Source organism: Thermomonas sp. (genome assembly GCF_041905325.1).
GTDB lineage: Bacteria > Pseudomonadota > Gammaproteobacteria > Xanthomonadales > Xanthomonadaceae > Thermomonas.
The window spans coordinates 335,272-361,310 of record NZ_JAYRLK010000002.1 but is presented as its reverse complement, the minus strand read 5'-3'; the positions used below and the strand labels follow the sequence as shown (position 1 = coordinate 361,310).

Sequence of the window (26,039 nt, the reverse complement as noted above, 5' to 3'; positions counted from 1 at the left end):
TTAGCCTCACCGGCTACTCCAGCCCGAACCCCGCATCGCGCGCCAGCACGTCGAAGCCGGGGAAGGAGGTCGCCACCGTGGCAACATCACGAATGTGCACGTCGCCAGCGGCCCGCTGGCCTGCCACCGCGAAGGCCATGGCGATGCGGTGGTCGTCGTGGCTTTCGACCGTGCCGCTGCCCAGCGGGCCGGGATGGATCGTCGCGCCGTCGGCGGTTTCATCCACGCGCCGGCCCAGCGTGCGCAGGCCGGCGGCCATCACCGCGAGGCGGTCGGATTCCTTGACCCGCAGTTCCGCCGCGCCGCGCACGACGGTGGCCCCCTCGGCGCAGGCCGCGGCGATGAACAGTGCCGGGAACTCGTCGATCATGTCCGGCACCAGCGCCTCGGGTACCTCGATGCCGCGCAGCGGCGCATGCCGCACCACCAGGTCGGCCACCGGCTCGCCGCCGTGGATGGCGGCATGTTCCTCGCGGATGTCCGCGCCCATCATCCGCAGCACCTGCAGCAGGCCGGTGCGGCGCGGGTTCAACCCCACCTGTCGCAACCGCAATTCGGAACCCGGCACGATGCTGGCCGCAACCAGGAAGAACGCCGCCGAGGAGAAGTCCGCCGGCACCGCCACGTCGGTGGCACGCAGGCGCTGGCCGCCGCGCAGGCGCGCGAAACCGGGCGAAAAGGCGATGTCCACGCCGAACGCCGACAGCATCCGCTCGGTGTAGTCGCGGGTGGGGTGCGGCTCGCGCACCACGGTCTCGCCAGCGGCGTACAGCCCGGCCAGCAGCAGCGCCGACTTCACCTGCGCGCTGGCCACTTCCAGCATGTGGTCGGTGCCGACCAGCGGCTGGCCACCGTGGATGCGCAGCGGCGGCGTGCCGCCGTCCTCGGTATCGATGCGCGCGCCCATCTTGGCCAGCGGCACGGTCACGCGCCGCATCGGGCGCTTCGACAAAGAGGCATCGCCGACCAGCACCGAATCGAACCGCTGCGCCGCCAGCAGGCCCGCCAGCAGGCGCATGCCGGTGCCGGCGTTGCCGCAGTCGAGCGGGCCAGCGGGTGGCCGCAGGCCATCGACGCCGACGCCGTGCACGATCCGCCGCGACGGCGATGGCGTCTCGCTGCGCACGCCCAGCCGCGCGAAGATCGCCGCGGTGGCGCGGGTGTCCTCACCTTCCAGGAAGCCGTCGATGGTGGAGACGCCGTCGGCCAGCGCCGCGAACATCACCGCCCGGTGCGAGATCGACTTGTCCCCGGGGATCGCCAGCATCCCGCGCAGTGGCACGCCCGTGCGCGCCACCCAATCCTTCGCCCCACTCACGCCAGCACCTCGTCCAGCGCGGCAAGCAGCCGCGCATTGTCGTCCTGCGTGCCCACGGTGATGCGCAGGCAATCGCCCAGCCCGTAGCCGCCCATCGGCCGCAGGATCACCCCGCGCGCCAGCAGCGCCGCCTCCACGCGGGCGGTGTCATCGCCGAACTCGACCAGCAGGAAATTGGTCTGCGAGGGCGACACCGCCAGCCCGCGCGCGCGCAGCGCGCCGGCCAGCGCCTGCCGCTGCGCGCGGTTGGCATCCAGCGAGGCGGCAAGATGCGCGGCGTCGGCCAGCGACGCCTGCGCCGCCGCCAGCCCTGGCGCATTGACATTGAAGCTCTCGCGCACCCGTTCCATCACCGCGATGCAGTGCGGATGCGCCAGCGCGTAGCCCACCCGCAGGCCCGCCAGCGCATGCGCCTTGCTGAAGGTGCGGGTGACGATCAGGTTCGGATGCGTCGCCAGCAGCGGCAGCGCGCTGGCGTATTCCAGCGCATCGACGAATTCCGCGTAGGCCTCGTCGACCACCACCAGCACCTCCGCCGGCACGGCTTCGAGGAAGGCTTCGAACGCCGCGCCGGAATACCAGGTGCCGGTGGGATTGTTGGGGTTGGCGAGATACACCAGCCGGGTGCGCGGGGTGATCGCCGCGCGCAGCGCATCGAGGTCATGGCCGCGCGGCATCGCGTGGTCGCGCGGCAAGGCGGGCGCCAGCCGCAGGGTTGCGCCCGCCGCCTGCGCGGCCAGCGCATACACCGCGAAACCGTATTGCGAAGCCACCACCTCGTCGCCCGGCCCGGCGAATACCTGCGCGAACTGCATCAGCAATTCGTGCGAGCCGTTGCCCAGCACGATGCCGGCATTGTCGACGCCCAGGCTGTCCGCCAGCGTGCGCTTCAGGTCGCCGCCCAGCGGATCGGGATACACATGCGCGCCGGCCAGCGCGGCGATGGCGGCGCGGACCGCCAGCGGACTGGCGCCGAGGGGGTTCTCGTTGGAGCCCAGCTCCAGCAGCGGCCGCGGCGCGGCGCGGCGCAGCGCGACGAGATCGTGGCCGGGATCGTAGGCGCGCAGTCCGCGGATGCCGGCGTTGGCAAGCGAAGCGAAGTCGATCATCTCAGAGGATCGCCACCGGATAGGAACCCAGTACGCGCACTTCGTCACCGGCGGCGTTGATTTCCGCCAGCGCGTCCTTCAACGGCGACTCCTCGCAGTGGCCGGCCACGTCGATGAAGAACGCGTACTGCCACTTGTGGCCGTGCTCGGGCCGCGACTCGATCCGGTTCATGCTGATGCCGCGGCGGGCCAGCGGCTCCAGCACGCCGTACAGCGCGCCAGGGCGGTCGCGGATGAACACCAGCAGGGAGGTGCGGTCGTTGCCCGACGGCGGGAACGCTTGCCGTCCGATCACGAGGAAACGGGTGGTGTTGTCGCTGCGGTCCTCGATCGGTCCGGCGATCTTGCGCAGGCCGTACACCACCGCCGCGGACTCGCCGGCGATGGCTGCCGAATCGTCGGCGTTGCGCGCACGCCGCGCGCCCTCGGCATTGCTGGAGGTCGGGATCTTCTCCACTCCCGGCAGGTGGGTGCGCAACCAGCCACCGGCCTGCGCCAGCGCCTGCGGATGGCCGAAGATGCGCTCCACGTCCTCCAGCCGCCCGCTGCGCGAGAGCAGGTACTGGTGCACGCGCAGCTCCACCTCGCCGCAGATGCGCAGCGGCGAGGTCAGGAACAGATCCAGGGTCACCTGGATGGTGCCCTGACCCGAATTCTCCACCGGCACCACCCCGAAGTCGGCGCTGCCGCTGGCGACCTCCTGGAACACCTCCTCGATGCTGCCCAGCGGCAGGCCGTGCGCGGAATGGCCGAAATGCTTGTAGACCGCCTGCTGGCTGAAGGTGCCCTCCGGGCCGAGGTAGCCGATCTTCAACGGCTCCTGCTGGGCCAGGCAGGCCGACATGACCTCCCGGAACAGCCGGACCAGCACGTCGTCGGCCAGCGGGCCATCGTTGCGGTCCACCACCCGCCGCAGCACCTGCGCCTCGCGCTCGGGACGGTAGTAATCCACCGCGGCCGCCAGCTTGCCCTTGGCCCGGCCGACCTGGTGCGCCCAGTTGGCACGCTCGGCGATCAGCTGCTGGATCTGCAGGTCGATGCCGTCGATCTGCGCGCGGACCTGGGCCAGGTCGAGTTTGGGCTCGGCAACAGCCACGGCGTTCTTCGCGGGCTTTTTCGCGGGCTTTTTCGCGGGCTTTTTCGCGGGCTTTTCCGCGGGCTTTCCCGCGGCCTTCTGCGCACCCCTTTTCGAAGTGGCTTTCGTCGTGGTCGGGGTTTTCTTAGCCATGGGCCTGCTGGAACTCCCGCATGAAATCGACCAGTGCCTGCACGCCGGCTTCCGGCATGGCGTTGTAGAGCGAGGCGCGCATGCCGCCGAGCACGCGGTGGCCCTTCAGTGCCACCAGCCCGGCCTGCTTCGCCTTATCGAGGAAGATCCTGTCCAGCGCAGGATCGTGCAGGAAGAACGGCACGTTCATGCGCGAACGCGCGCCCGGCGCCACCTCGTTGCGGTAATAGCCGCCGGAGCCGTCGATGGCGGCGTACAGCAGCGCCGCCTTGCGCGCGTTGCGGAGGGCGAACTCGGCCACGCCGCCTTCCTCCAGCATCCACTTCACGGTCAGACCGAGCACGTACCAGTTCCAGCTCGGCGGGGTGTTCAGCATGGAATCGGCTTTCGCCTGCGCGGCGTAGTCGAAAATCGGCGCGCGCGGCTGACCGGCGCGTTCCAGCAAGTCGCGGCGCACGATCAGCACGCTGATGCCGACCGGGCCCAGGTTCTTCTGCGCACCGGCGTAGACCGCGCCGAACCGGGCGAGGTCCAGCGGTTCGGAGCCGATGGAGGAGCTGAAGTCGGCGATCAACGGCGCATTGCCGGCGTCGGGGATGTCCGGCCACTCGACCCCGTGGATGGTTTCGTTGGCGGTGACGTGGACGTAGGCCGCGTCGGGCGAAAGCTGCCAGTCGGCGCGCGCCGGTACGTCGCGGAAACCGCCGGCCTCGCTGCTGACGGCGGTGCGGGCGTCCACGCAGTGCGCCGCCTGCTTGAGCGCGGTCTTGCCCCAGTGGCCGCTGACCACGTAGTCGCAGGGCTGGCCGGGCGCGGCGAAGTTCAGCGGCAGCAGCGCCTGCACCGTGGTGGCGCCGCCGGCGGTGAAGATCACCGCGTAGTCGTCGGGGATCGCCAGCAGGGTGCGCAGGTCGGCCTCGGCCTGTTGCGCCACCTTGATGAACTCCGGGCCGCGATGGCTGATCTCGAGGATCGACGCGCCGCAGTCGCCGAACTCCAGCATCGTGGCCTGCGCTTGGCGCAACACGGGTTCCGGCAGCATCGCGGGGCCGGGGCTGAAGTTGTAGGCGCGTGACATCGGGGCATCCGTCGGGTGGAAACGTCCGAGTATGCCGCAGCGCAGCACGCTTGCGGATGCGGTTGCCGCGGAAACTGTCCATGACGTTTTCGCATCCTGCGAAAACGCCGCCAGCGGTCAGAATTTTTCGCCCAATACCCGCTTGATCTCGGACTCGATGGGGTCCCTGAACATCGCCTGCAGGAAGCCCAGCTTGGCGGTGACGTGCAGCGCCTGGTCTTCCAGGGCGATATGGCCGTCGATGCCGCTGCGGGTGAAATGCAGGGTATCGCCCTCCCAGTGGTATTCGATCTGGAAGCGGTCCTCCAGTTTCGCCGCCACCTCCTCGATGGCCTTGCGGGCTTGCGCCAGGGGAAGCGTGTGGGGGTGGCGGATATCGATGCGGGACATGGCGTCTGGACGTTGCCTGGGGCTCGCATTCTGCCGCGATGCCCGGGCGCGAACAATGGCGCGCACGCATGCTAGATTGCGCGACGATGAACGATTTGCGCCTGCGCTTCCGCAACACTCCCCGCCCCGACCTTGCCCTGGAAACCGGGATGGTGGCGCTGGGCCTGCACCCGGACGGGCTGGCCCCGGTGGATGCCGATGCGCCATGGCTGCTGCAGCTCTGCCATGACCGCCGCGGCACGTGGATGACGGTGGCCGACCACCAGCGCGGGGTGCACCTCAATGGCCGTCCGGTGCGCCAGCTGGCGATGCTGCGCGCCGGCGACAGCATCCACGTGGACGAACACGAACTGCTGCTGCTGGCGGCCAACGATGATCGCGGCCCCGTCCCTCCGGCCGCGCCCCGGGATGTCGCCGGCAACCTGCGGCTGGTCCTGCGGGGTGTCGGCGGCCCCCACCACGGGCGCAGCTTCAGCCTGGAAAAACCCCGCCGGGTCGGCAGCGCCGCCAACGCCGACCTGCGCATCGATGGCCACGGCATAGCCGCCGAGCATGCGTGGGTGGAAGCGGTGGGCGGCCAGGCGGTCCTGCGCAGCACCGCCTCCGAGGTCCTGCTGAACGGCCAGCCGGTGCGCGAGGCGGTCTTGCGCAACGGCGACCAGCTCACGTTCGGCGTGCACCATCGGTTCGTGCTGGAAGGCCCGCCCCCCGGGGTTGCCGCCCCCCCGTGCCCGCAGGTGCACGCCGAAGCGGACGCCCCCCCCAGCCTGCCGCAACGCAACTGGACACAGCGCATCCCGTGGCTGTTGGTGGCGGCACTGCTGCTGGCCGTGGCCTTGACTGCGCTGCTGGCCTTCGCGCCGCACTGACGCCGCGCGGGCGGGCCCTTCAGCCGAAGCCGAAGGGGTCCATCTCGGCGGCAAACAACCGCTGCATCACCCGGGTTTCGCCGACGCAGATATCGGCAATGAACGCCTCGGCATCGTCCAGCTCCGCGAATGCCGCAAAGCCACGCTCGAGGAAGGACTGCAACGCGCCCAGCCCGGCCGCCCGTGCGGGCAACCGGGACAGCCGCAACAGGCGTCCCACCCCGGGCATCCGCAACGCATCCGCCAAGCCCTGCCCCACCTCGCCGATCAAACGGATTTGCAACGCGCGCAAGCGACGGTGACCTGCCTGCCGGTAGGCGCGGGCGTACAACGCCACATCCAGCGCCCCCGGCTGCGGGGCCAGCGCTTGCAATGCCTGCGCCACCCGCAGGTCGAGCGCATGGCTGAGTGCGGCCAGCGCGATCCCGCCCGCCAGCGTTTCCAGCAACGCCGCCGGCAACACCTTCTGCATGCGCGGCACCACCCGCGCGATGTCGGCATCGCGCTGGCGAAAATCCTGGTCTCCATACACATCGGCAAGGAAGAAATCCGCCGCCGCACGCCGCGACGGGTCGGCGCGAAGGGTGGCGAAACTGCGCTCCAGACGCCGTGCCTGCCACGCCTGCAAGGGCTTGAGCCACGGCAATGCATTACGGGGTTCGTGCCCCGCATCGAACAGCCGGCGATGGAGCGCGAGTGACCGCGCCAGGCGCGCGTGGAGATCGGTACGGCGTTGCATCCGCGCAGTGTCCACGGCGAACGCCCACTGAAGCAATACTCGATGGTACGGCGCTACACTCGGGCCAATCCGCAAGAGTTGTCGCCCATGTTGTCACTGCACGCCGCCCGCACCCCCCCACCCCACCCCGCCGCGGCCCGGATCGGCTTGGCCGTGGCCGGCGGCGGGCCGGTGGGCGCGATGTACGAACTGGGCGCGCTGCGGGCACTGGACGAGGCGTGCGACGGGCTCGACCTGACCCGGCTGGATTGCTACGTGGGCGTCAGCTCCGGCGCGTTTTTCGCCGCCGGGCTGGCCAACCACATGGATACCGCCGAGCTGTGCCGGATCTTCATCACCGGCGACAGCCATGACGTGCGCTTCCGTCCGGAAGTCTTCCTGCGCCCGGCGCTGGCCGAATACCTGCGGCGCGTCGCGTCGATCCCGCGGCTGGCCACGCGGCTGGCCCGCGACCTGGCCTCGGGGCGCGGCGACTCCGGCTGGTCGGACCTGCTCAACCGGATCGGCAGCCTGGTGCCCACCGGGCTGTTCGACAACGCCGAAATCGAACACTTCCTGCGCGACGTGTTCACCCGCAATGGCCGCAGCAACGACTTCCGCAAGCTGGACCAGCCGCTGTACGTGATCGCGGTAGACCTGGACAGCGGCGAAGCGGTGCGCTTCGGCGACACCGGCTGGGACGACGTGCCGATCTCGCGCGCAGTGCAGGCCAGTGCCGCCCTGCCCGGGCTGTATCCGCCGGTGGAGCTGCCCGACCGGAACGGGCAAACCCGGCACTTCGTCGATGGCGCCCTGCGCCGCACCATGCACGCATCGGTCGTGCTGGAACGCGACATCGACCTGTTGCTGGGGGTCAACCCGCTGGTGCCGTTCAACCCCGGCAGCGATGCCGGCGATGACTTGCAGGCGCATCGCTTCGGTGATCGCCGCATTGCCCAGGGCGGGCTGCCCGGCGTGCTGTCGCAAACCCTGCGCACCATGCTGCAGTCACGCATGCAGGTCGGGCTGGCGCGCTATCCCCAGCAATACCCGCAGATCGACCAATTGGTCTTCGAACCCAACGCCGCAGACCGCGAATTGTTCTACACCAACATCTTCAGCTACTCCGCGCGCCGCCGCATCTGCCAACTGGGCTACCGCAACACCCTGACCGACCTGCGCGAACGCCGCGGGCAGTTGGAACCGCTGCTGGCACGCCACGGCATCCGCCTGCGCGAGGACGTGATCGCCGACCGCCCGCGCTCGATCATCGCCCACCTGCCGCCGGCCCGGCGCGGCACCGCCGCCACCGCCCGCCTGGAACGCGCGCTCGACGACATCGAACACCGCCTGCAGCGGCGCGACATGGTGTGAATGCTCTAGTCACCCACACGATCCTGACCACCACTTTCATCTAGCAAAGCGTCCACGACGCGGGAGCACGACCATGGCCAAGCTCAAGAAATCCGCCGCCAAGACCGCCACCGGCAAGACCGGCAAGGCCAAGTCCACCGGCACCCGCAAGTCGCACGCCGCACATCCGACGAAGTCGCTGACCGAGTCGGCGCAGCAGATCTGGCTGGCCGGCATGGGGGCGTTCAACCGCGCGCAAGCCGAAGGCAGCAAGCTGTTCGAAACCCTGGTCCGCGACGGCCTGTCGCTGGAGCAGACCGCGCGCAAGTTCGCCGGCAGCCGCGCGGGCGTGGTGCGCGATGCGGTGGAAGGCCACGTCGGCCAGGCCCGCGAGCGTGCCGCCGATACCTGGGACAAGCTGGAGAAGGTGTTCGAGGACCGCGTGCAGCGCGCCCTGGTGAAGCTGGGCGTCCCCGGCCGCGATGACCTCAATGCATTGACCGAGCGCGTCGAGCGCCTGACCGATGCCCTGCGCAAGGGCAATGGCGCAGCTCCGAAACCTGCGACCAAGCCGGCAGGCACGCGCCGCGCCGCCACGGCCACCAAGCCATCCGCCAAGCCGGCCAAGCCGGCCAAGCCGGCCAAGCCGCGTGCCAAGGCCACCAAGCCTGCCGCCGCCCCGGCCGCACCCGACGCCGCCTGAGCCCGCCCAAGCCCCACCAGCCCGGGCATTTCACGCTCCCTCCCTCCGTGATCCCACCGGGCTGGTGGGCAATTCGGCAGGCCACGCTGGCCTGCCATGGCATGTGTTCGCGTATCTGCCGGTATAGTGACGCACCTCGCGTTTCCGGCCCGTCCCCCGCATGTCTCACATCCTGATCGCCCTGTTTGTTTTCGTCCTTGTCGGCCTGGCGCTGACCTATTGGCTGCGTCACGCACACGCCCGGCAAACTCCGGCATCCACCAGCGAGCGCAACGCCGAACTGCTGGCCAAGCTGCACTGGCGCGAATTCGCCAGGCTGGTGCTGCAAGCGATGCATGGCCGCGGCTACGCCCCGGTCATCGAAGACGGCATGCCTGCCGACGGCATCCCCACCGATGGCAGCGACATCCTGCTGGCACGCGGCAGCGAGCGTGCGCTGCTGTCCTGCAAATACGGCAGCGCCTCGGTGGTGGGCGCGACCTCGCTGCTGGGGCTGGCCAAGTCCGCCACCCTGCGCGGGGCCGGGCGTGCCATCGTGATCACTCCCGGGCGCTTCGACGACGAAGCCATCCGGCTGGCACAGGAACAGGACATCGAACTGATCGACGGCGAGGCGTTGTGGCCGGAAGTGCGGCCCTACGTCACCCGCAACGAAGCCGCCACCCCGCCCCCCTCTACGCGACCTGCCGCCCCCGCAGCGAAAGCACTGGCATGGGCCTGGGGCGGTGCCGCCGCGGTCGGCCTGCTGGTCTGGGGAGGCATGCAACTGACCGCGCAGAACGCCGCCGCCGAGCAGGACCTGCCCCCCTCGGTATTGAATGCCGCGCACGCCGCCAAGCCCGCCGCAGCCCCCGCCACCCCGGCCATGGATGCCGGCGGTGTACCGACCGACCCGAAGGCGCTGGACCAGCGCCGCAAGGAAGTGGCGCAAAGCATCGCCACCCTGTTCGGCATCAGCCGCGCGCTGTGGTCCACCCAGTCCACCCTGATGGTCTACCTCAGCACCGAAGAAGCCGACCCGATGAGCGAGCTGTGCCCGCTGCTGGAACGCTACCCGGAGCTGGCCGCCTCGCGCGTGCAATTGCAGCCACCGGCCGGCAGCGCCAAGCCGGTGCGTTTCAAGCAATGCCGCACTTACTGACGCAACGCCCCCTGCATTGAAACCCTGCGCCCGCCACGGCGCGCGCAGGGCCGGGGACGCGGCCTACCAGTGCACCCCGCGCATCAACGAGGCGAACGCGATCTGCTCCTGGCTCGGCGCTTCCTCGCGCAGCGCCTGCTTGTCGCCCTTGGCCGCCGCCGAATCCGGGAACAGCTCGAACGCCGTGCTCATCACCACTTCGTAAGCCTTCGGTGCCACCGCATTGACCAACGCGGCGAAGATGCCCAGGCGGGTGGCGATGCGGCTGGACCGTTCGATGATCCCCTTCACCACCAGGTCCGCCGCCTCCTCGGGGGAAAGCGTGGGCACGCTGTCGTACATCTTGGTGGGCGCGATCATCGGCGTCTTCACCAGCGGCATGTTGATGGTGGTGAAGCTGATGCCCTTGCCCGACAGTTCGCCCTGCGCGCAGCGACTGAACGCATCCAGTGCGGCCTTGCTGGCCACGTAGGCGGAGAACCGCGGCGAGTTGGCCAGCACGCCGATCGAACTGATGTTGATGATGTGGCCCTTGCGCCGCTGCACCATCGTGGGCATGAAGCCCATGATCAGGCGGATGCTGCCGAAGTAATTCAGCTGCATGGTCCGCTCGAAGTCGTGGAAACGGTCGTAGCTGGCTTCGATGGAGCGGCGGATCGAGCGACCGGCATTGTTCACCAGGATGTCGACGTGGCCGTGGTCCTTCAGGATCGTCGCCACCAGCCGGTCGCAGTCGGCCATGTCGGCCAGGTCGGCGGTGTAGGCGAAGACCTTGCCGCCGCCGGCCTTCATTTCATCGCGGGCCTTGAACAGTTCCTCCTCGCCACGCGCCACGATCACCGTGGTGGCACCCGCCGCCGCCACTTTCTGCGCGGTGGCCAGGCCAATGCCCGACGAACCGCCGGTGATCACCACCACCTTGCCGCCCACCTTGCCCTTCAGGCTGCGATCGATGAACAGGTCGGGGTCGAGGTGGCGCTCCCAGTAATCCCACAACCGCCATGCGTAGTCCTCCAGCCTCGGCACCGTGATGCCGCTGCCCTTGAGCGCGCGCTCGGTTTCACGGTTGTCGAAGCGGGTGGGATAGACGATGAACTTCAGCACCCCCTTGGGAATGCGGAAATCACGCAGCAGCATGCCCACGAATCGCCTGACCGGCGGCAGGCTGCCCACCGCCATGCGCACGCCGCCGGGGATGAACGCGAACATGCGCGCATCGATGCGCATGGTCATCTCCGGCGCGTGGCCGGCACGGGCGAACGTGTTGATGACTTCGCCGGCACGCAGCGGATCGGGGTCGGTCAGGTGGAAACAATGGCCGTCCAGGCGCGGCTTGTGGGCGATGTGGTCCATCGCCGCTGCCACGAAATCCACCGGCACGATGTTGATGCGCCCGCCTTCCAGGCCCAGCATCGGCATCCACGGCGGCAAGGTCTGCCGCAGCTTCTTGATCAGGGTGAAGAAGTAGTACGGCCCGTCGATCTTGTCGATTTCACCGGTCTGCGAATGCCCCACCACCATGCCGGGGCGATAGATGCGCCACTTGATGCGCTTCTCCGCGCGCACCAGTCCTTCCGAATCGTGCTTGGTGCGCAGGTAGGGGTCGTCCAGCCCCTCGGCTTCCTCGAACATGTCCTCGCGGAACACGCCCGGGTACATGCCGGCGGCGGCGATCGAGCTGGTGTGATGGAAGCAGCCGGCCTTCATGGCGGCAGCGAGGTCCAGGGCGTGGCGGGTGCCGCCGATGTTGGCGGCCTGCTGGCTTTCGGCGCTGGCGGCCATGTCGTAGACCGCGGCCAGATGGAAGAAGTGCTTCACATGGCCGGCCAATGCGCGTACCTGCGCGGGCGCCACCCCGCAGGCAGGCGCGGTCATGTCGCCCTGCACCGCCAGCACGCGCTTGGGATCCCAGCCGCGATCACGCACCAGCGCATCGAACTTCTTCTTCGACCCCTTGCGCACCAGCACGTGGATGGTGCCCTTGTGCTTGAGCAAGTGGTCGATCAGGAAGCGGCCGATGAAGCCGGTGCCGCCGGTGATGAAATAGCTCATTGCGCGATCTCCTTCGGGGCCATGGGCGCGATCATGCGCCGCCATCCCGCTACGTTGCCAGAGCCGCGCGCGCACCACAATTCCCCGCCGTATTGACCCCTGCGATGACGCGTGTTGTCATGGGCGCAACCACACCGGGGGACCCACCATGGCCGACCTGAAAGCCCTGTTCGAGCAAGCCGCCAAAGACGTACATGCGCTGACGGAGCGCCCGGACAACGACACCCTGCTGCGCCTCTATGCGCTCTACAAGCAGGGTTCGGAAGGCGACGTCAGCGGCCCCAAGCCGGGGTTCTTCGATTTCGTCGGCACCGCCAAGTACGAGGCATGGACGAAGTTGAAGGGCACCGCGCAGGACCAGGCGATGCGGAAGTACGTGGACCTGGTGAAGAAGCTCACCGCCTGAGGACGCCGCGCATGGCCAGGCAGACCCGCCAGCGCATCCTCGATGCGTCCCTGTCGATGTTCAACGCGCAAGGCGAGCCGAACGTCACCACCAACCACATCGCCGACGAGCTGGAAATCAGCCCGGGCAACCTGTATTACCACTTCCGCAACAAGGACGACATCATCGAGCAGTTGTTCGCCGGTTACGAAGCGCGCATGGATGCCGCGCTGGCCGCGCCGGAGGGCCGGCTGCCCGGGCTGGAGGATGTCTGGCTGCAGCTGCACCTGGTGTTCGAGTGCATCTGGGATTACCGCTTCCTGTACCGCGACCTGGTGGACATCCTCAGTCGCAACCGCCGCCTGCGCCTGCGCTTCGCGCGCATCCTCAAGCGCGCCGACGAACAGGCACACACGGTGATGCGCGGGTTGGTGCAGGCGGGGGTGATGCGCGCATCGGCCGACGAACTCAACGCCGCCGCCACCAACGTGCTGGTGATCGCCACCTTCTGGATGAACTACGCCGCCGCGCGTGGCGACAAGGACGAGCAGGCATCCATCCGCGCCGGCATCGTGCAGGTGATGATGTTGATCGCCCCGTTCCTGCGCGATGCCGAACGCCTGCACCTGAACACCCTCACCCGCGCCTACATCGACTGACGCCGCGCACCACGCCGGCCCGCACTACACTGCCGGCATGGCCGACACCTTCCTGTTCTACGACCTCGAGACCTTCGGCAGCAACCCGCGCCAGAGCCGCATCGCCCAATTCGCCGCGATCCGCACCGACACCGCGTTGCAGCCGGTGGATGCGCCGATCAGCTTCTTCGTGCAGCCGGCCAACGATCTGCTGCCCTCGCCCGACGCCACCCTGGTCACCGGCATCACCCCGCAGGACGCGCTGCGCGACGGGGTGAACGAAGCAGCCGCCTTCGCCCGCATCCACGAGGAAATGGCGCGCCCGGGCACGTGCAGCGCCGGCTACAACTCGCTGCGCTTCGACGACGAATTCATCCGCTACGGGCTGTACCGCAACTACTACGACCCCTACGAGCGCGAATGGCGCAACGGCAATTCGCGCTGGGACCTGCTCGATGCGCTGCGGCTGATGCACGCGCTGCGCCCGGAGGGCATCGCCTGGCGACAGCGCGAGGACGGCAAGGGCACCAGCTTCAAGCTGGAGCACCTCGCCGAGGACAATGGGCTGCGCATCGGCGATGCCCACGAAGCGTTGTCGGACGTGCGCGCGTTGATCGGCGTGGGGCAACTGTTCCGGAACGCGCAACCGAAGCTCTGGGACTACGCCTTGCGCCTGCGCGACAAGCGTTTTGCCGCCAGCCTGCTGGACACGGTGCACATGACCCCGTTGCTGCACATTTCCCAGCGCTATCCGGCCGCGCGGCTGTGCGCCGCGCCGGTGCTGCCGCTTGCCGTGCATCCGCTGTATGAGGCGCGGGTCATCGCATTCGACCTCGATGCCGAGCCGGATGCCCTGCTGGAACTGGATGCCGATGCCATCGCCGCCCGCCTGTACCTGCGCCAGGACGCGCTGCCGGAAGGCGAAAGCCGCATCCCGCTGAAGGAAATCCATACCAACAAATGCCCGGCGCTGGTGCGCTGGGAACACCTGCGCGAAGCCGATTTCACGCGGCTCTCGATCGATGCCGGCAAGGCCACGGTGCGTGCCGATCGCCTGCGCGCGGCCGGCCCGGCGCTGGCGGAAAAGCTGCGCCGGGTCTATGCGCGCCCGCGCCCACCCGCCACCGTGGATGCGGATGCCGCGCTGTATGACGGCTTCATCGACGGCAGCGACAAGCGCCTGCTGACCCAGGTGCGCACCACCCCGCCGCAGCTGCTGGCGAATGCCAGCTTCGCCTTCCGCGACCCACGCCTGTCGCGACTGCTGCTGCGCTATCGCGCCCGCAACTGGCCGGACAGCCTGCTGCCCGCCGAACGCGCGCAATGGGACGAGTATCGCCGCCAGCGCCTGCTGGGCGACGATGGGCTGGGCGAACTCAACCTGCCGCAGTACCACGCCCGCGTGGCGGAACTGCGCAGCGAGCACGCCGCCCATCCGGGCAAGCTTGCCCTGCTGGACCACCTCGATGCCTGGGTGCAGGACGTGGTCGCAGGGCTGGCCTGAGCCACCTCGGCATGCATGCGGCACGCCCGGTTTCCGGGCCGGCGGCCGCGGTGGCACGACGACCGGGCTTGCCCGGGCGTCCGCGTTTGCGCACGATGGCGGGATGAAAACCCGATCGCGCCGGCTGCTCATCCTCGTCCTCGTGTCGCTGCTGGCCTTGGCCGGCTACGTGGCCGCGGGCCCCTGGCTGGCGGTCAACGGCATCCGCCACCTGGTGGCCAGCGGGCAAACCGGCGAGCTCTGGCGGTTCGTCGATTACGCGCAACTGCGCGACAACCTGCGCCCGCAGATCCGCGAGCAGATCGCCCGTGGCGTGCTGCCAAGCGCCAACCGCATCGGGTCCGGCAAGCGCATGGCGGATGTGATCGACCTGCTGGCCAAGCCCACCCTGGATGCCATGGCATCCCCGCAGGGGGTGGCCACCCTGCTCACCGGAAGTTCGCTGGGCCGCCGCGCCGGGCTGCCACAAGGCGCACCCAACGACCCGTTGGCGGATGCGGAGACCCGTTACGAATCGGCGTCACTGTTCACCGCCAGCGTGCCCAATGCCGACGGCGACACCGTGGTGTTCGAGTTCCGCCGCAGCGGGCTGGGCTGGAAGCTGACCGGCCTGCGCCTGCCCGCGCACTGACGTGCGCCGCGCTGCGCCAGGACAGGGCGTCGAAGTCCTGGTTGCCGCGGCACTTCCCTAATTGGCCTCGCCGGCATTGGCCACGCCATGGGGGACGTGCCCGGCGGCGACGTGGCGGCGCGCGGAGTCGATGTTGTGCGGGGAGTCGTCGAAGAAGATGTCGGCGCCGAAGGCCTCCAGGAACGGCCCCTTGTCGCGCCCGCCCAGGAACAGCGCCTCGTCCAGCCGCACGCCCCACTCGCGCAGGGTGCGGATCACCCGTTCGTGCGCAGGGGCCGAGCGCGCGGTGACCAGCGCGGTGCGGATCGGCGAATCCGCACCCGGCGGAAACGCCGCCTGCAAGCCGTGCAACGCCGACAGGAAACCACGGAACGGCCCGCCGGACAGAGGGTCATGGGCGCGCGCACGTTCATGCCGGCCGAACGCCTCCAGCCCCTGCTCGCGGGATACCCGCTCGCTTTCATCGCCGAAGATCACCGCATCGCCATCGAAGGCGATGCGCAGTTGGCGCTGGCGCGGCTCGCTGGCTTTTTCCGGCAGGATGGTGGCCGCCGCCACCCCGGCCGCCAGGGCCGCCCGCACCGATTCCGGGTTGGCGGACAGGAACAGCTGCGCGCCGAACGGCTTGATGTAAGGCCATACCGGCGCACCGGCGGTGAAGGTGGCGCGGCGGATGTCCAGCCCGTGGTGCTGGATGGAATTGAACACGCGCAGCCCCGTATCGGAGGAATTGCGCGACAGCAGGATCACCTCCACCCGCGGCGCATCGGCCGGCGTGCCGGCATTCAGCGCCAGCAGCTTGCGCACCAGCGGGAAGGCGATGCCGGGCGGCAACACGTCATCCTCGCGTTGCCGCTGGTAATCGGCGAAGGCCTGGATGCCTTCGCGTTCGAACAACGCATGGCTGTCCTCCATCAGGAACAGCGCGCGCGCGGTGATCGCCACCACCAGGGGCGTGGCGGGCGGAGGGCTTGGTCCGGCAGGCTCAATCATGTGCATCCCGTTGAAACAGCACGCGCTCCGGCCGGTGCAAGGCGAAGCCCTGCGCGAAATCGACATTCATGCCGGCCAGCAGGGTCATGATATCGGCCGAAGACACCCATTCGGCCACCACCTGCAACCCCTGCAGATGGCCGATTTCGGCCACCGCCTTGACGATGGCCTGCGACATGCCGTCATCGGCCAGCCCCTGCACGAAGCTGCCGTCGATCTTGAGCACGTCCAGCGGCAGGTTCTTGAGGTAGCCGAAGGACGACATGCCGGCACCGAAGTCGTCCAGGGCCACCCGGCAGCCCAGTGCGCGCAGTCGCGCCAACAGCACGCTGGATGCGGCGAAATCGCGCATCGCCACGGTTTCGGTGATTTCGAACAACAACCGTCCCGGGGCGATGGCATGCTGTTCAACCAGTTGTTCGATGCGCTCGAACAAGCCATCGTCCTCCAGGCTTGCGCCGGAAAGGTTGATGGCGCAGGTGGCCAATGCCTTGCCATCGGGGTGCAGCAGGTCCAGGTGCGTCAGCGCGGTGTCCACCACCCAGCGGTCGATCAACGGCATCAACCCGTAGCGTTCGGCGGCGGGCAGGAACGCACCCGGCAGCACCACTCCACCGGCTTCGTCCCGCAACCGCAAGAGCAGCTCGACATGGGTACCCGTGCCCGGTGCCTGTAGTGAGCGCAACTCCTGGTAGTCCAGCAACAGGCGTCCGTCGCGCAGCGCGTCGCGCACGCGGTTGGCCCATTCCATCTCGCCCTGCCGGCGCGCCACCGCCGCGTCCGCCTCCGAATGCACGTGCAGCCGGTTGCGGCCCGCTTCCTTGGCCAGGTAACAGGCGGCATCGGCCTGCGCGAACAACTCGCGGATCGAGGTGGCCGCCTCCAGCATCACCACCCCGATGCTGGCGCTGATCATGTAGATGCGTTGTTCCCACGGGAACGCCAGACGCTCGATCGCAAGGCGCAGGCGTTCGGCCACGTAACGCGCGTCCACGGCCGTGGCGGCATTCGCCAGCAGCACGCCGAACTCGTCGCCCCCCAGGCGGCCCAGCACGTCTCCCGGCCGCAATTCCTCGCCCATCGTCAACGCCAGTTGCACCAGCAAGGCGTCACCGGCGGCGTGGCCGGAGGTATCGTTGATCAACTTGAATTGGTCCAGGTCGATGAACAGCAATGCGCCGCCGTCGGTGCCGGCCACCTTCAGCCGGGCCTGTACCCGGGCCTCGAACTCTTGCCGGTTGAACAGCCGGGTCAGGGCATCATGGCTGGCCTGGTAGCTCAGGCGCTCGGTGAGTTGGCGCTGCTCGGAAATGTCATTGGCCACCAGCAACCACATCGGCACGCCGTCGATCTCGACCGAAGCGGCCATGGTGCTGGCCCAGAAACTGGTGCCATCGGCATCCTGCATCTGCACCTCGCGGGCCACCGCCGTGGTGTTTTCCAGAGTGGCCCATTCGGCAATGGCCTGGCCATCCAGCATCATCGACAGGCCGGCAAACCCGGTCCGGGTGGCCAGCCGGCTGCGCGCCGCCGCGTTGCGATAGACGATGGTGCCGTTGTCCTTGCGCGCCAGCAGCACCAAGCATGGCAGCAGCTCGTTGAGCTTGCGGAAGCGTTCCTCGCTGCCGTGGAAGCGCCGGCTCATGGCCGCAGCCAGCACCATCGCCCGCGCGCGGGTGCTGGCCAGCGACCACGTCAGCGCCGCCAACAACGTGCTGATGACCACGCCCAGCCACAACACGTCCCGCCAGACCCCGGCAGCCTGCGGGGCAGCGCGCACATGCGCCTGGAGTTCCCAGCTGCGCCCCCCGAAACGAATCTGCCGGCGGATGGCCGGCCCTGCTGCACGCGGGCCGTACTGCCGCGACAGCAACATGCGGCCGGACCCGTCGCTGCTATCGAAGACCATCACGTCGGCCAGCGCCGAGGGGGGGATCTGCAGCGCCAGTGCAATCAGGTCCTGGGCACGAAAGGACGCGCCGATGGAGCCGATGCTGGCCTGCCGCCGCCCCGCCAGCGATTCGGGGGCCAGCCCCCCGGCATACACCGGCAAACGCAGGATGAAGCCAGCCGCCGCCCGCCCCTGCGCTTGCAGCTGGCGCAGCGGAAAGGCCGCCGACATCGCCACCTGGTTGCTGTCGCGGGCACGCTGCAACGCCTCCATGTTGGCCGGCTGCGAGGCCACGTCCAGGCCGGCGATTGCCTCGTTGCCCTCCAGCGGCGCGTACAACGTGGTGATGTAATGCTCGCCGTCGGCTGGCTGCCGCCGGGCATAGGCAAGCGCCTGCAGGCTGTCCCTGACCACGCTGTTGCCCTGCATGTTTTCGTAGGCCCGCGCGTATTCGCTTGCGCTCACGTCGTCGGACGCAAGATAGACCGACTGGAATGCACGGATCAGGTGCTCGCATTCCTCGAGCTGGCGTGCCACGCCACCGGCGACCTGTTCGACCTGCTTGCCGGCTACCCAGCGCATCTCGTCCTGGCTTCGATGCCATTCGAAGCGCACCAACCACGCGGTCAGGCCCAGTCCCAGCAACAACACCAGCAACGCCCAACCCCACGCCGCCCGCGCCGGGGCCGGTTGTTGCCACCGCGTGCCAATGGCTTCGGTTTCCCGGCTATCGAATGGCATCCGTTCCCTCGCTGTGCGCGCGGCCTACGCGGCAAACTGTTCGATCAGGATCCTCTCTTCCAGATTGTGCTCGGGGTCGAACAGCAAAGTCACGCTGCGGTCGCGCGACTCCCGCACCAGCACCTCGGTAACGTCGCGCACCTCGTGGGAGTCGGCGGTGGCGCTGAGCGGGCGCTTGTGCGGGTCCAGCACGCGGAAGCGCACTTCGGTGCCCGATTTCAGCACCGCCCCGCGCCAGCGCCGCGGTCGGAACGGCGCGATCGGCGTCAGCGCCATCACGTTCGCCCCCAACGGCAGGATCGGCCCGTGGGCGGAAAAGTTGTAGGCGGTGCTGCCGGCCGGCGTGGCCAGCATCACCCCGTCGCAGATCAACTCATCCAGCCGCACCTGGCCATTGAGCTCGATCGCCACGTGCGCGGCCTGGCGGGTCTGGCGCAACAGCGAGACCTCGTTGAATGCCAGCGAACCGACACTGGCGCCGGATTCCGTCTGCGCCAGCATTTCCAGCGGATGCAGCACCGCCGGTTCGGCCGCAGCGATGCGTGCCAGCAAATCGTCCTCGGAACGATAGTGGTTCATCAGGAAACCCACCGACCCCAGCTTCATGCCGTACACCGGCCTGCCCAGGGTGCCGTGGCGATGCAGGGTTTGCAGCATGAATCCATCGCCACCCAACGCCACGATCACGTCGGCATCCTGCGGCGCATGCAGGCCATGGCGTGCGATCAACGCCGCCAACGCGGCCTGGGCATCATCGGTAGGGCTGGCCAGCAAGGCAAGGCGGAGCGTACTCATGGCGGCAGGATAGCAAGAGCCGACGCCCGCACGACGATGGGCGCCCCGTGCAGGGCGCCCATCGCGGTTTCCGGCGGTGGCCGTCGGCTCAGCTGCGCTGCGCCAACTGCGCCACGCGCTGCACCGCCACCGATGCGGTGGGGTAATCCAGCGCCTTCTGCGCGGCCAGTTCGTTGAGCATCGCCAAGGTAAACCGCAGCGCGCTGTCATCGCGCTGCAACCATGCCTGCACCTTGGCATCGGCATCCTTGCCCGGCATCGCCAGCACCTGCCCGGTCAACGTGCGCAACTGCGCGGCCAGTTCGTCGCGCAGCACCCCGCGGGCCACCGCGTGCCAACGACCTTCCACCTTCAGCGCCTCGATCTGCGCGCGCAGCCACGGTTCGCGCAGGGCGTCGGCCAGGCGGAAGTACGCCTTGGCGACGTCCACCGGTCGCAGTTTGCGCTCGCGCGCCAGCTCGATGATGTTCGGGCTGGCCTCCAGGTACGGCAGTGCCGCGAGCTGGTCGGCCAATGCCGCCGGCACGCCCTTGGCACGCCATTCCTGGCGGCTGACCTCGAAGGCCGGACGCTGCGACGGCGGCAGGATGCCCTCGCCGGCACGGATGTCGGAGAAGCCGTCGTGGTAGCGCTCCACCGCGGTGGTGATGGCCGGCACCGCGCCGGGGCGCGCCAGCAGCCAGCGGGTGAACCCGCGTTGCAGCTCCCAGATCACCTGCAACGCATCCACCTGCACCGACTCGGCCACCTTGCCGTCCAGTGCGTCGATCTGCGCCCACAACTCGCGGGCATCCAGCGTCTCGCGGGTGATGGTGTAGGCACGCGCGATCTCGCCGATGCTGCGGCCGCTGTCTTCCTGCATGCGCATCAGGAAGGTGGCACCCATCCGGTTGATGGTGGAGTTGGTGACCGCGGTGGCGATGATCTCGCGCTTCAGGCGGTGGCCTTCCATCACCTTGGCGTACTTGGCCTGCAGCGGCTCCGGGAAATAGCGCACCAGTTCCTTGGACAGGTACGGGTCTTCCGGCACGTCCGATTCCAGCAATTGCGGGAACGCCACCAGCTTGGAATACGACAGCAGGATCGACAGCTCCGGACGGGTCAGGCCCTGGCCACGCAGCTTGCGCTCGACCATCTGCGCATCGGTGGGCAGGTACTCGATCTGCCGGTCCAGCAGGCCCTGCGCTTCCAGCGTGGTGATGAAGTGCATCTTCGAGCCCAACCGGGCTGCGCTCATGCGCTCCATCAGGCTGAGCGCCTGGTTCTGGCGGTAGTTGTCGTTCAGCACCAGCTTGGCCACCTCGTCGGTCATCGACGCCAGCAGCTTGTTGCGGTCGGCCAGCTTGAGCTTCTTCTTCTGCACCTCGCCGTTGAGCAGGATCTTGATGTTCACCTCGTGGTCGGAGGTGTCCACGCCGGCGGAGTTGTCGATGAAGTCGGTGTTGAGCAGCACGCCCGCCTGCGCGGCCTCGATGCGGCCCAACTGGGTCATGCCCAGGTTGCCGCCCTCGCCCACGATCTTGCAGCGCAGCTCGCCACCGTTGACGCGCAGCGCGTTGTTGGCGCGGTCGCCGACATCGGCATGGGTTTCGCCGGAAGACTTCACGTAGGTGCCGATGCCGCCGTTCCAAAGCAGGTCCACCGGTGCCTTGAGGATGGCGCTGAGCAGTTCCGCCGGGCTCAACGACGCCACCGCCGGGTCGATGCCCAGCGCCGCCTTGGCCTCGGCCGACAGCGGGATCGACTTCGCGCTGCGCGGCCACACGCCGCCACCGGCGCTGATCAACGACTTGTCGTAATCGTCCCAGCTCGAACGCGGCAGCTTGAACAGGCGCGCGCGTTCCTTGAACGACGCCGCCGCATCCGGGGTCGGGTCGATGAACACGTGACGATGGTCGAAGGCCGCCACCAGGCGGATGCGCTTGCTCAGCAACATGCCGTTGCCGAACACGTCGCCCGACATGTCGCCGATGCCCACGCAGGTGAAGTCGTCCTTCTGGCAATCGCGGCCAAGCGAGCGGAAATGACGCTTCACCGACTCCCACGCACCGCGCGCTGTGATGCCCATGCCCTTGTGGTCGTAGCCCACCGAACCACCGGAAGCGAACGCATCGTCCAGCCAGAACCCGTGGGCCTGCGAGATGCCGTTGGCAGTGTCGGAGAAGGTGGCTGTGCCCTTGTCGGCCGCCACCACCAGGTACGGGTCATCGCCATCGTGGCGCACCACGCCTGCCGGCGGCATCACCTTGCCGTCGGCCGACAGGTTGTCGGTGATGTCCAGCAGACCGTTGATGAAGCGCTTGTAGCAGGCTACGCCCTCGGCGAACCACGCATCGCGGTTCTGCGCCGGGTTGGGGGCCTGCTTGCAATAGAAGCCACCCTTGCTGCCCACCGGCACGATCACGGTGTTCTTCACCATCTGCGCCTTGACCAGGCCCAGCACTTCGGTGCGGAAATCCTCGCGGCGATCGGACCAGCGCAGGCCGCCACGCGCCACCGGCCCGAAGCGCAGGTGCACGCCTTCCACGCGCGGGCCACACACCCAGATCTCGCGGTACGGGCGCGGCTTCGGCAGGTCCGGCACCTTCGCGGAATCCAGCTTGAAGCTGACGTAATCGGCGGGGCCACCGTCCTTGCGCAGGCCATCCTTGTATTCGATGTAATAGCTGGTGCGCAGGGTGGCGTCGATCACGCCGATGAAGCTGCGCAGGATGCGATCCTCGTCCAGGCTGGCCACCCGGTCCAGCAGGCCCAGCAGCGTGTTGCGCGCGGCCTCCACCTGCTGTTCGCGCTTGCCCTCGCGCGCTTTCACCAGTGCCTTCAGCATGTCCTGCGCGGCGGCATCATCGCCGGTCAGCGCCTGCAACTGGGAACCCAATTGCGCCATGCCGCGCTTGATCTCGGCCGCGCTTTCCTTGCCGGTACTGGGATCGAAGCGCGCCTCGAACAGTTCCACCAACAGCCGTGCCAGCAGCGGATAACGCGTGAGCGTGGCTTCCATGTAGCTCTGCGAGAACGTCACCCCGGTTTGCAGCAGGTACTTGCAGTAGGCCCGCAGCATCGCCACCTGGCGCCAGTCCAGGTTCGCCAGCAGCACCAGCCGGTTGAAGCCGTCGTTCTCGGTGTTGCCACGCATCACCTGCTCGAACGCCTGCTCGAATGCCGCGCGCACGGCATCGACATCCATCGATTCGAAGCCGATCTGCTCTTGCTGGCTCATCACCTCGAAATCCTGGATGAACACCGATTCGTGCTCGGCCTCGACTTCGAACAGATGCTCGGACAGCACCTTCAGGCCCATGTTCTCCAACATCGGCATGGCTTCCGACAGCACCAGCGGGGCGGCATAGCGGAATACCTTGAAACGCAGGCGTTCGTGCGAACTGGCGCTGGTGCGGTACAGCCGCAGGCCAAGGTCGCCCGGCTTGTGCAAGCCGGCGATGTATTGCACGTCATCGGCCGCCACCTCGGGGCTGACCTCCTCGATGTAGCCGGCCGGCAGCGCATTGGCATACCGGGCAAACAGGCGCAGCCCGGCTTCCTCGCCATGGCGGGCCACCAGTTGCTCGCGCAGGCCGTCGCGCCAGTCGCGGGTGATCTCGGCCAGCATCGCTTCCAGCGCCGGCAGATCGACCTCGCCATCGCCGGTCGCATTCGCGCCCGGGCGGATGATGATGTGCATCTGTGCCAGCGGCGAATCGCCGATCTGCACGTTGGTGTCCACCCGCTCGCCGCCCAGTGCGTCGCGCAGCATCGCCTCGATGCGGTGGCGCAATTGCGTGCTCATGCGTTCGCGCGGCACGTATACCAGGGTCGAGAAGTAGCGACCGTAGCGGTCGCGGCGCACGAACAGCTTGCTGCGCACGCGCTCCTGCAGGCTGAGGATGCCCATGCTGGTGCGGAACAGCTCGTCCTCGCTGGACTGGAACAGCTCTTCGCGCGGCAGGGTTTCCAGGATGTGGCGCAGGGCCTTGCCGCTGTGGCTGTTCGGGTCGAGGCCCGACTGCTCCATCACGTAGTTGTGGCGCTCGCGCACCAGCGGGATGTCCCACGGGCGACGGGTGTAGGCGCTGGAGGTGTACAGGCCGAGGAAACGCTGCTCGGCCACCGCACGCCCCTTGGCGTCGAACTCCAGCACGCCGATGTAGTCCATGTAGCCCTGGCGATGCACGCTGGCACGGGCATTGGTCTTGGTCAGGATCAGCGCATCCACCGAGCCCGACTGCGGCATGTAGTGCGCGGCCAGCGACTTCACCGGGCGCGGCTTGCCGGCGTCGGCACCGCGCAGCAGGCCCAGGCCGCTGTCGGCCACCGCCGCCAGCACATCTTCCTTGCCCTGCTTCTCGATCCGGTATTCACGATAGCCGAAGAAGGTGAAATGGTCGTCCGCCGCCCAGCGCAGGAATTCCTGTGCCTCGCTGCGCCCGGCCTGCGTCACCGGCAACTTGCGGGTTGCCAGCTCTTCCGCGACTTCACGCATGCGTGCGCGCATCGGCTCCCAATCGGCCACGATGGCGCGGATGTCGTCCAGCACCTTGCCGACGCGCGCCTTGATGTCGGCCAGCGCCGCCTGCGGCTGGCGATCGATCTCGAGGTGCATCAGCGATTCCGCCGCACCCTCGCCGATGGCGGTGAGCTTGCCGGCCTTGTCGCGCGCCAAGCGCAGCAGCGGATGGCCCAGCAGGTGCACGCCGATGTTCATCTCCGCCAGCGCCAGCGTCACCGAGTCCACCAGGAACGGCATGTCGTCGTTGACGATCTGCAAGATGGTGTGGGTGGACTCGCCATCGCTGCGCAGCGCCGGGTTGAACAGGCGCACATTGGCCTTGCCGCGCTTGCGGGTACGGGCGAACTCCAGCATCCCCTCGACCAGCTCGGCCCAGCCTTCGCTGCCGTGGCGGGCGATCTCCTCGGCATCCATGCGCCGGCAGAATGCGGTGGCAAACGCCTTCGCTTCTGCTTGCCCGGCCTTGCCCACGCGCTTGGCCAGCGCGTCGAGGATGGGTTTGAGGTCTTCGTTGGCGCTGGTGTCGACGGACGTGTTCATCTGGTTCAAAGCCTCCAAAGGTAAACGGCCGCGCGGGAGGCACGGCCGTCCGGGTGTCGTTGTCGTTTTATCGCAGGCCGGTTTCGCCGCGGGCGATGACCAACCGCTGGATTTCGCTGGTGCCTTCGTAGATTTCGGTGATCTTGGCGTCGCGGAAATAGCGCTCGATCGGCATCTCCTTCGAATACCCCATGCCACCGTGGATTTGCAGCGCCTGGTGGGTGATCCACATCGCCGCTTCCGACGCCGTGAGCTTGGCCACTGCGGCCTCGGTGGAGAAGCGCTGGCCCTGCCCCTTCAACCACGCCGCGCGCAAGGTCAGCAGCAATGCCGCATCCAGCTTGCACTTCATGTCGGCGATCTTGGCCTGGGTCATCTGGAAGGTGCCGATCGGCGCACCGAACGCCTTGCGCTCCTTCACGTAATCAAGCGTCGCCTCGTAAGCGGCGCGGGCCAGGCCGATCGCCTGCGAGGCAATGCCGATCCGGCCGGCGTCCAGCACGCCCATCGCGATCTTGAAGCCCTGCCCTTCGGCGCCCAGCACCTCGTCGGCATGCACCACGTAATCGGTGAATTCGATCTCGCAGGTGGCCGAGGCGCGAATGCCCATCTTGGGTTCGGTCTTGCCGCGGTGGAAGCCTTCGCGGGTGGTGTCGATCATGAACGCGGTGATGCCGCGCGCCCCCTTGTCGGGGTCGGTCATCGCGAACAGCACGATGTACTTGGCCACCGGGCCGGAGGTGATCCAGCTCTTCTTGCCGTTGACCACGAAGCTGCCATCGGCCTGCTTGACGGCACGGCAGCGCATCGCGGTGGCATCCGAGCCGGACTGCGGCTCGGTCAGCGCGAACGCGCCGATCTCGCGCCCTTCCGCGATCTCGCGCACGTACTTCTGCTTCTGCGCCTCGCTGCCGAAGGTCAGGATGCCGTTGCAGAACAGCGAATTGTTCACCGAGACAATGGTGCTGTGCGCGGCGTCGGCCGCAGCGATCTCCACCATCGCCAGCACGTAGGCCACCGGGTCCATGCCGGCGCCGCCGTATTCGGCCGGTACCTCGATGCCCATCAGGCCGTTTTCGCCCAGCGTGCGGATATTGTCCAGCGGGAACTCGCCGGTCCGGTCATGGTGCTCGGCACTGGGCGCGATCTTCTCGCGGGCGATGCGCCGCGCCACATCCTGCAACATCAGCTGTTCATCGCTGAATCCGAAATCCACGGCCGCCCCTTTGCGTCATGTCCGAAGTTGCAGCATTGTAGCCCCGCACCGTGCAGAACCCCAGCCGGTACGCGCCCGCATGGCGCTTTGCCGGTGGTTGCTTTCAAAACGCCCAGGCAATCGCGCATTTGCCTTGCTTTCCACGCCATCCGGACATCGATTCGCCAATCGACGCCAGCGCACACCACCGCCATTGCGCCATGCGCTTGACCTGCACGCGCCGCCGCGCCAAACTTATC

The 26,039-nt window shown here is 68.3% G+C and carries 20 protein-coding genes; 8 read left to right on the top strand and 12 right to left on the bottom strand.

Features of this window, described 5'->3' with window-relative positions; translation table 11 throughout:
• Positions 1–13 precede the first annotated feature (13 nt).
• The 5 genes from aroA to ACE3OK_RS03860 form a co-directional block, all read right to left on the bottom strand.
• Positions 14–1,318, bottom strand: coding sequence for a 3-phosphoshikimate 1-carboxyvinyltransferase (gene aroA / locus ACE3OK_RS03880; RefSeq protein WP_374248229.1), 1,305 nt, complete (start codon positions 1,316–1,318; stop codon positions 14–16).
• Positions 1,315–2,427, bottom strand: a complete 1,113-nt coding sequence (hisC, locus tag ACE3OK_RS03875; protein WP_374248228.1) for a histidinol-phosphate transaminase — start codon at positions 2,425–2,427, stop codon at positions 1,315–1,317. Before hisC ends, aroA begins: the two co-directional genes overlap by 4 nt.
• Before the next feature lies 1 nt (position 2,428).
• Positions 2,429–3,655, bottom strand: a complete 1,227-nt coding sequence (pheA, locus tag ACE3OK_RS03870) for a prephenate dehydratase (RefSeq protein ID WP_374248227.1) — start codon at positions 3,653–3,655, stop codon at positions 2,429–2,431.
• The gene (gene serC, locus ACE3OK_RS03865; protein ID WP_374248226.1) at positions 3,648–4,733 is read right to left on the bottom strand and encodes a 3-phosphoserine/phosphohydroxythreonine transaminase; all 1,086 of its coding nucleotides are present in this window, start codon (positions 4,731–4,733) and stop codon (positions 3,648–3,650) included. Before serC ends, pheA begins: the two co-directional genes overlap by 8 nt.
• Before the next feature lie 117 nt (positions 4,734–4,850).
• Entirely contained in the window at positions 4,851–5,123 is a 273-nt protein-coding gene (locus ACE3OK_RS03860) for a polyhydroxyalkanoic acid system family protein (protein ID WP_374248225.1), read from the bottom strand.
• Positions 5,124–5,209: 86 nt separating this feature from the next.
• Between ACE3OK_RS03860 and ACE3OK_RS03855 the strand changes: the two genes are divergently transcribed.
• On the top strand, positions 5,210–5,992 hold the full coding sequence (locus tag ACE3OK_RS03855) for an FHA domain-containing protein (protein WP_374248224.1): 783 nt from the start codon (positions 5,210–5,212) through the stop codon (positions 5,990–5,992).
• Positions 5,993–6,011: 19 nt separating this feature from the next.
• Here ACE3OK_RS03855 and ACE3OK_RS03850 read toward each other — a convergent pair whose 3' ends face one another.
• On the bottom strand, positions 6,012–6,731 hold the full coding sequence (locus tag ACE3OK_RS03850; RefSeq protein WP_374248223.1) for a hypothetical protein: 720 nt from the start codon (positions 6,729–6,731) through the stop codon (positions 6,012–6,014).
• Between the two features lie 87 nt (positions 6,732–6,818).
• On the opposite strand from ACE3OK_RS03850, the gene ACE3OK_RS03845 reads away from it, so the two are divergent.
• The 3 genes from ACE3OK_RS03845 (at position 6,819) to ACE3OK_RS03835 (ending at position 9,907) form a co-directional block, all read left to right on the top strand.
• Positions 6,819–8,084, top strand: coding sequence for a patatin-like phospholipase family protein (locus ACE3OK_RS03845; protein ID WP_374248222.1), 1,266 nt, complete (start codon positions 6,819–6,821; stop codon positions 8,082–8,084).
• 73 nt (positions 8,085–8,157) lie between these two features.
• Positions 8,158–8,766, top strand: coding sequence for a phasin family protein (locus ACE3OK_RS03840; RefSeq protein WP_374248221.1), 609 nt, complete (start codon positions 8,158–8,160; stop codon positions 8,764–8,766).
• A gap of 160 nt (positions 8,767–8,926) precedes the next feature.
• Complete coding sequence (locus ACE3OK_RS03835) at positions 8,927–9,907, top strand: restriction endonuclease (RefSeq protein ID WP_374248220.1); 981 nt, start codon at positions 8,927–8,929, stop codon at positions 9,905–9,907.
• 63 nt (positions 9,908–9,970) lie between these two features.
• Here the strand turns inward: ACE3OK_RS03835 and ACE3OK_RS03830 are convergent, their stop codons facing one another.
• A complete protein-coding gene (locus tag ACE3OK_RS03830; RefSeq protein ID WP_374248219.1) occupies positions 9,971–11,959 on the bottom strand; it encodes an SDR family oxidoreductase in 1,989 nt (662 codons plus the stop codon).
• 148 nt (positions 11,960–12,107) lie between these two features.
• Here ACE3OK_RS03830 and ACE3OK_RS03825 point away from each other — a divergent pair, with 148 nt between their 5' ends.
• The 4 genes from ACE3OK_RS03825 (at position 12,108) to ACE3OK_RS03810 (ending at position 15,117) form a co-directional block, all read left to right on the top strand.
• Positions 12,108–12,365, top strand: a complete 258-nt coding sequence (locus tag ACE3OK_RS03825; protein ID WP_374248218.1) for an acyl-CoA-binding protein — start codon at positions 12,108–12,110, stop codon at positions 12,363–12,365.
• Positions 12,366–12,376: 11 nt separating this feature from the next.
• Complete coding sequence (locus tag ACE3OK_RS03820; RefSeq protein WP_374248217.1) at positions 12,377–13,003, top strand: TetR/AcrR family transcriptional regulator; 627 nt, start codon at positions 12,377–12,379, stop codon at positions 13,001–13,003.
• A gap of 37 nt (positions 13,004–13,040) precedes the next feature.
• Positions 13,041–14,486 (top strand): exodeoxyribonuclease I, encoded by a 1,446-nt coding sequence (gene sbcB / locus ACE3OK_RS03815; protein ID WP_374248216.1) that lies wholly within the window; start codon positions 13,041–13,043, stop codon positions 14,484–14,486.
• Between the two features lie 103 nt (positions 14,487–14,589).
• Positions 14,590–15,117 (top strand): DUF2939 domain-containing protein, encoded by a 528-nt coding sequence (locus ACE3OK_RS03810; protein WP_374248215.1) that lies wholly within the window; start codon positions 14,590–14,592, stop codon positions 15,115–15,117.
• Between the two features lie 57 nt (positions 15,118–15,174).
• On the opposite strand, the gene ACE3OK_RS03805 is transcribed toward ACE3OK_RS03810, so the two are convergent.
• From ACE3OK_RS03805 to ACE3OK_RS03785, 5 genes are all read right to left on the bottom strand, one after another.
• Positions 15,175–16,110: a 5'-nucleotidase gene (locus tag ACE3OK_RS03805; RefSeq protein WP_374248214.1), complete on the bottom strand. Its 936-nt coding sequence runs from the start codon at positions 16,108–16,110 to the stop codon at positions 15,175–15,177.
• On the bottom strand, positions 16,103–18,742 hold the full coding sequence (locus tag ACE3OK_RS03800) for an EAL domain-containing protein (RefSeq protein WP_374248213.1): 2,640 nt from the start codon (positions 18,740–18,742) through the stop codon (positions 16,103–16,105). Before ACE3OK_RS03800 ends, ACE3OK_RS03805 begins: the two co-directional genes overlap by 8 nt.
• 24 nt (positions 18,743–18,766) lie before the next feature.
• Positions 18,767–19,537, bottom strand: coding sequence for an NAD kinase (locus ACE3OK_RS03795; protein ID WP_374248212.1), 771 nt, complete (start codon positions 19,535–19,537; stop codon positions 18,767–18,769).
• Positions 19,538–19,625: 88 nt separating this feature from the next.
• Positions 19,626–24,584: an NAD-glutamate dehydrogenase gene (locus ACE3OK_RS03790; protein WP_374248210.1), complete on the bottom strand. Its 4,959-nt coding sequence runs from the start codon at positions 24,582–24,584 to the stop codon at positions 19,626–19,628.
• Positions 24,585–24,651: 67 nt separating this feature from the next.
• A complete protein-coding gene (locus tag ACE3OK_RS03785) occupies positions 24,652–25,800 on the bottom strand; it encodes an acyl-CoA dehydrogenase family protein (RefSeq protein ID WP_374248209.1) in 1,149 nt (382 codons plus the stop codon).
• Positions 25,801–26,039: the final 239 nt, after the last annotated feature.

Coding starts and splice junctions, on each gene's coding strand:
- ACE3OK_RS03810 (WP_374248215.1), top strand. CDS start 14,590: ATGAAAACCCGATCGCGCCGGCTGCTCATCCTCGTCCTCGTGTCGCTG.
- ACE3OK_RS03840 (WP_374248221.1), top strand. CDS start 8,158: ATGGCCAAGCTCAAGAAATCCGCCGCCAAGACCGCCACCGGCAAGACC.
- ACE3OK_RS03795 (WP_374248212.1), bottom strand. CDS start 19,537: ATGAGTACGCTCCGCCTTGCCTTGCTGGCCAGCCCTACCGATGATGCC.
- ACE3OK_RS03805 (WP_374248214.1), bottom strand. CDS start 16,110: ATGATTGAGCCTGCCGGACCAAGCCCTCCGCCCGCCACGCCCCTGGTG.
- ACE3OK_RS03855 (WP_374248224.1), top strand. CDS start 5,210: ATGAACGATTTGCGCCTGCGCTTCCGCAACACTCCCCGCCCCGACCTT.
- ACE3OK_RS03835 (WP_374248220.1), top strand. CDS start 8,927: ATGTCTCACATCCTGATCGCCCTGTTTGTTTTCGTCCTTGTCGGCCTG.
- ACE3OK_RS03850 (WP_374248223.1), bottom strand. CDS start 6,731: ATGCAACGCCGTACCGATCTCCACGCGCGCCTGGCGCGGTCACTCGCG.
- ACE3OK_RS03860 (WP_374248225.1), bottom strand. CDS start 5,123: ATGTCCCGCATCGATATCCGCCACCCCCACACGCTTCCCCTGGCGCAA.
- ACE3OK_RS03820 (WP_374248217.1), top strand. CDS start 12,377: ATGGCCAGGCAGACCCGCCAGCGCATCCTCGATGCGTCCCTGTCGATG.
- serC (WP_374248226.1), bottom strand. CDS start 4,733: ATGTCACGCGCCTACAACTTCAGCCCCGGCCCCGCGATGCTGCCGGAA.
- pheA (WP_374248227.1), bottom strand. CDS start 3,655: ATGGCTAAGAAAACCCCGACCACGACGAAAGCCACTTCGAAAAGGGGT.
- ACE3OK_RS03825 (WP_374248218.1), top strand. CDS start 12,108: ATGGCCGACCTGAAAGCCCTGTTCGAGCAAGCCGCCAAAGACGTACAT.
- ACE3OK_RS03800 (WP_374248213.1), bottom strand. CDS start 18,742: ATGCCATTCGATAGCCGGGAAACCGAAGCCATTGGCACGCGGTGGCAA.
- sbcB (WP_374248216.1), top strand. CDS start 13,041: ATGGCCGACACCTTCCTGTTCTACGACCTCGAGACCTTCGGCAGCAAC.
- ACE3OK_RS03790 (WP_374248210.1), bottom strand. CDS start 24,584: ATGAACACGTCCGTCGACACCAGCGCCAACGAAGACCTCAAACCCATC.
- ACE3OK_RS03830 (WP_374248219.1), bottom strand. CDS start 11,959: ATGAGCTATTTCATCACCGGCGGCACCGGCTTCATCGGCCGCTTCCTG.
- ACE3OK_RS03845 (WP_374248222.1), top strand. CDS start 6,819: ATGTTGTCACTGCACGCCGCCCGCACCCCCCCACCCCACCCCGCCGCG.
- hisC (WP_374248228.1), bottom strand. CDS start 2,427: ATGATCGACTTCGCTTCGCTTGCCAACGCCGGCATCCGCGGACTGCGC.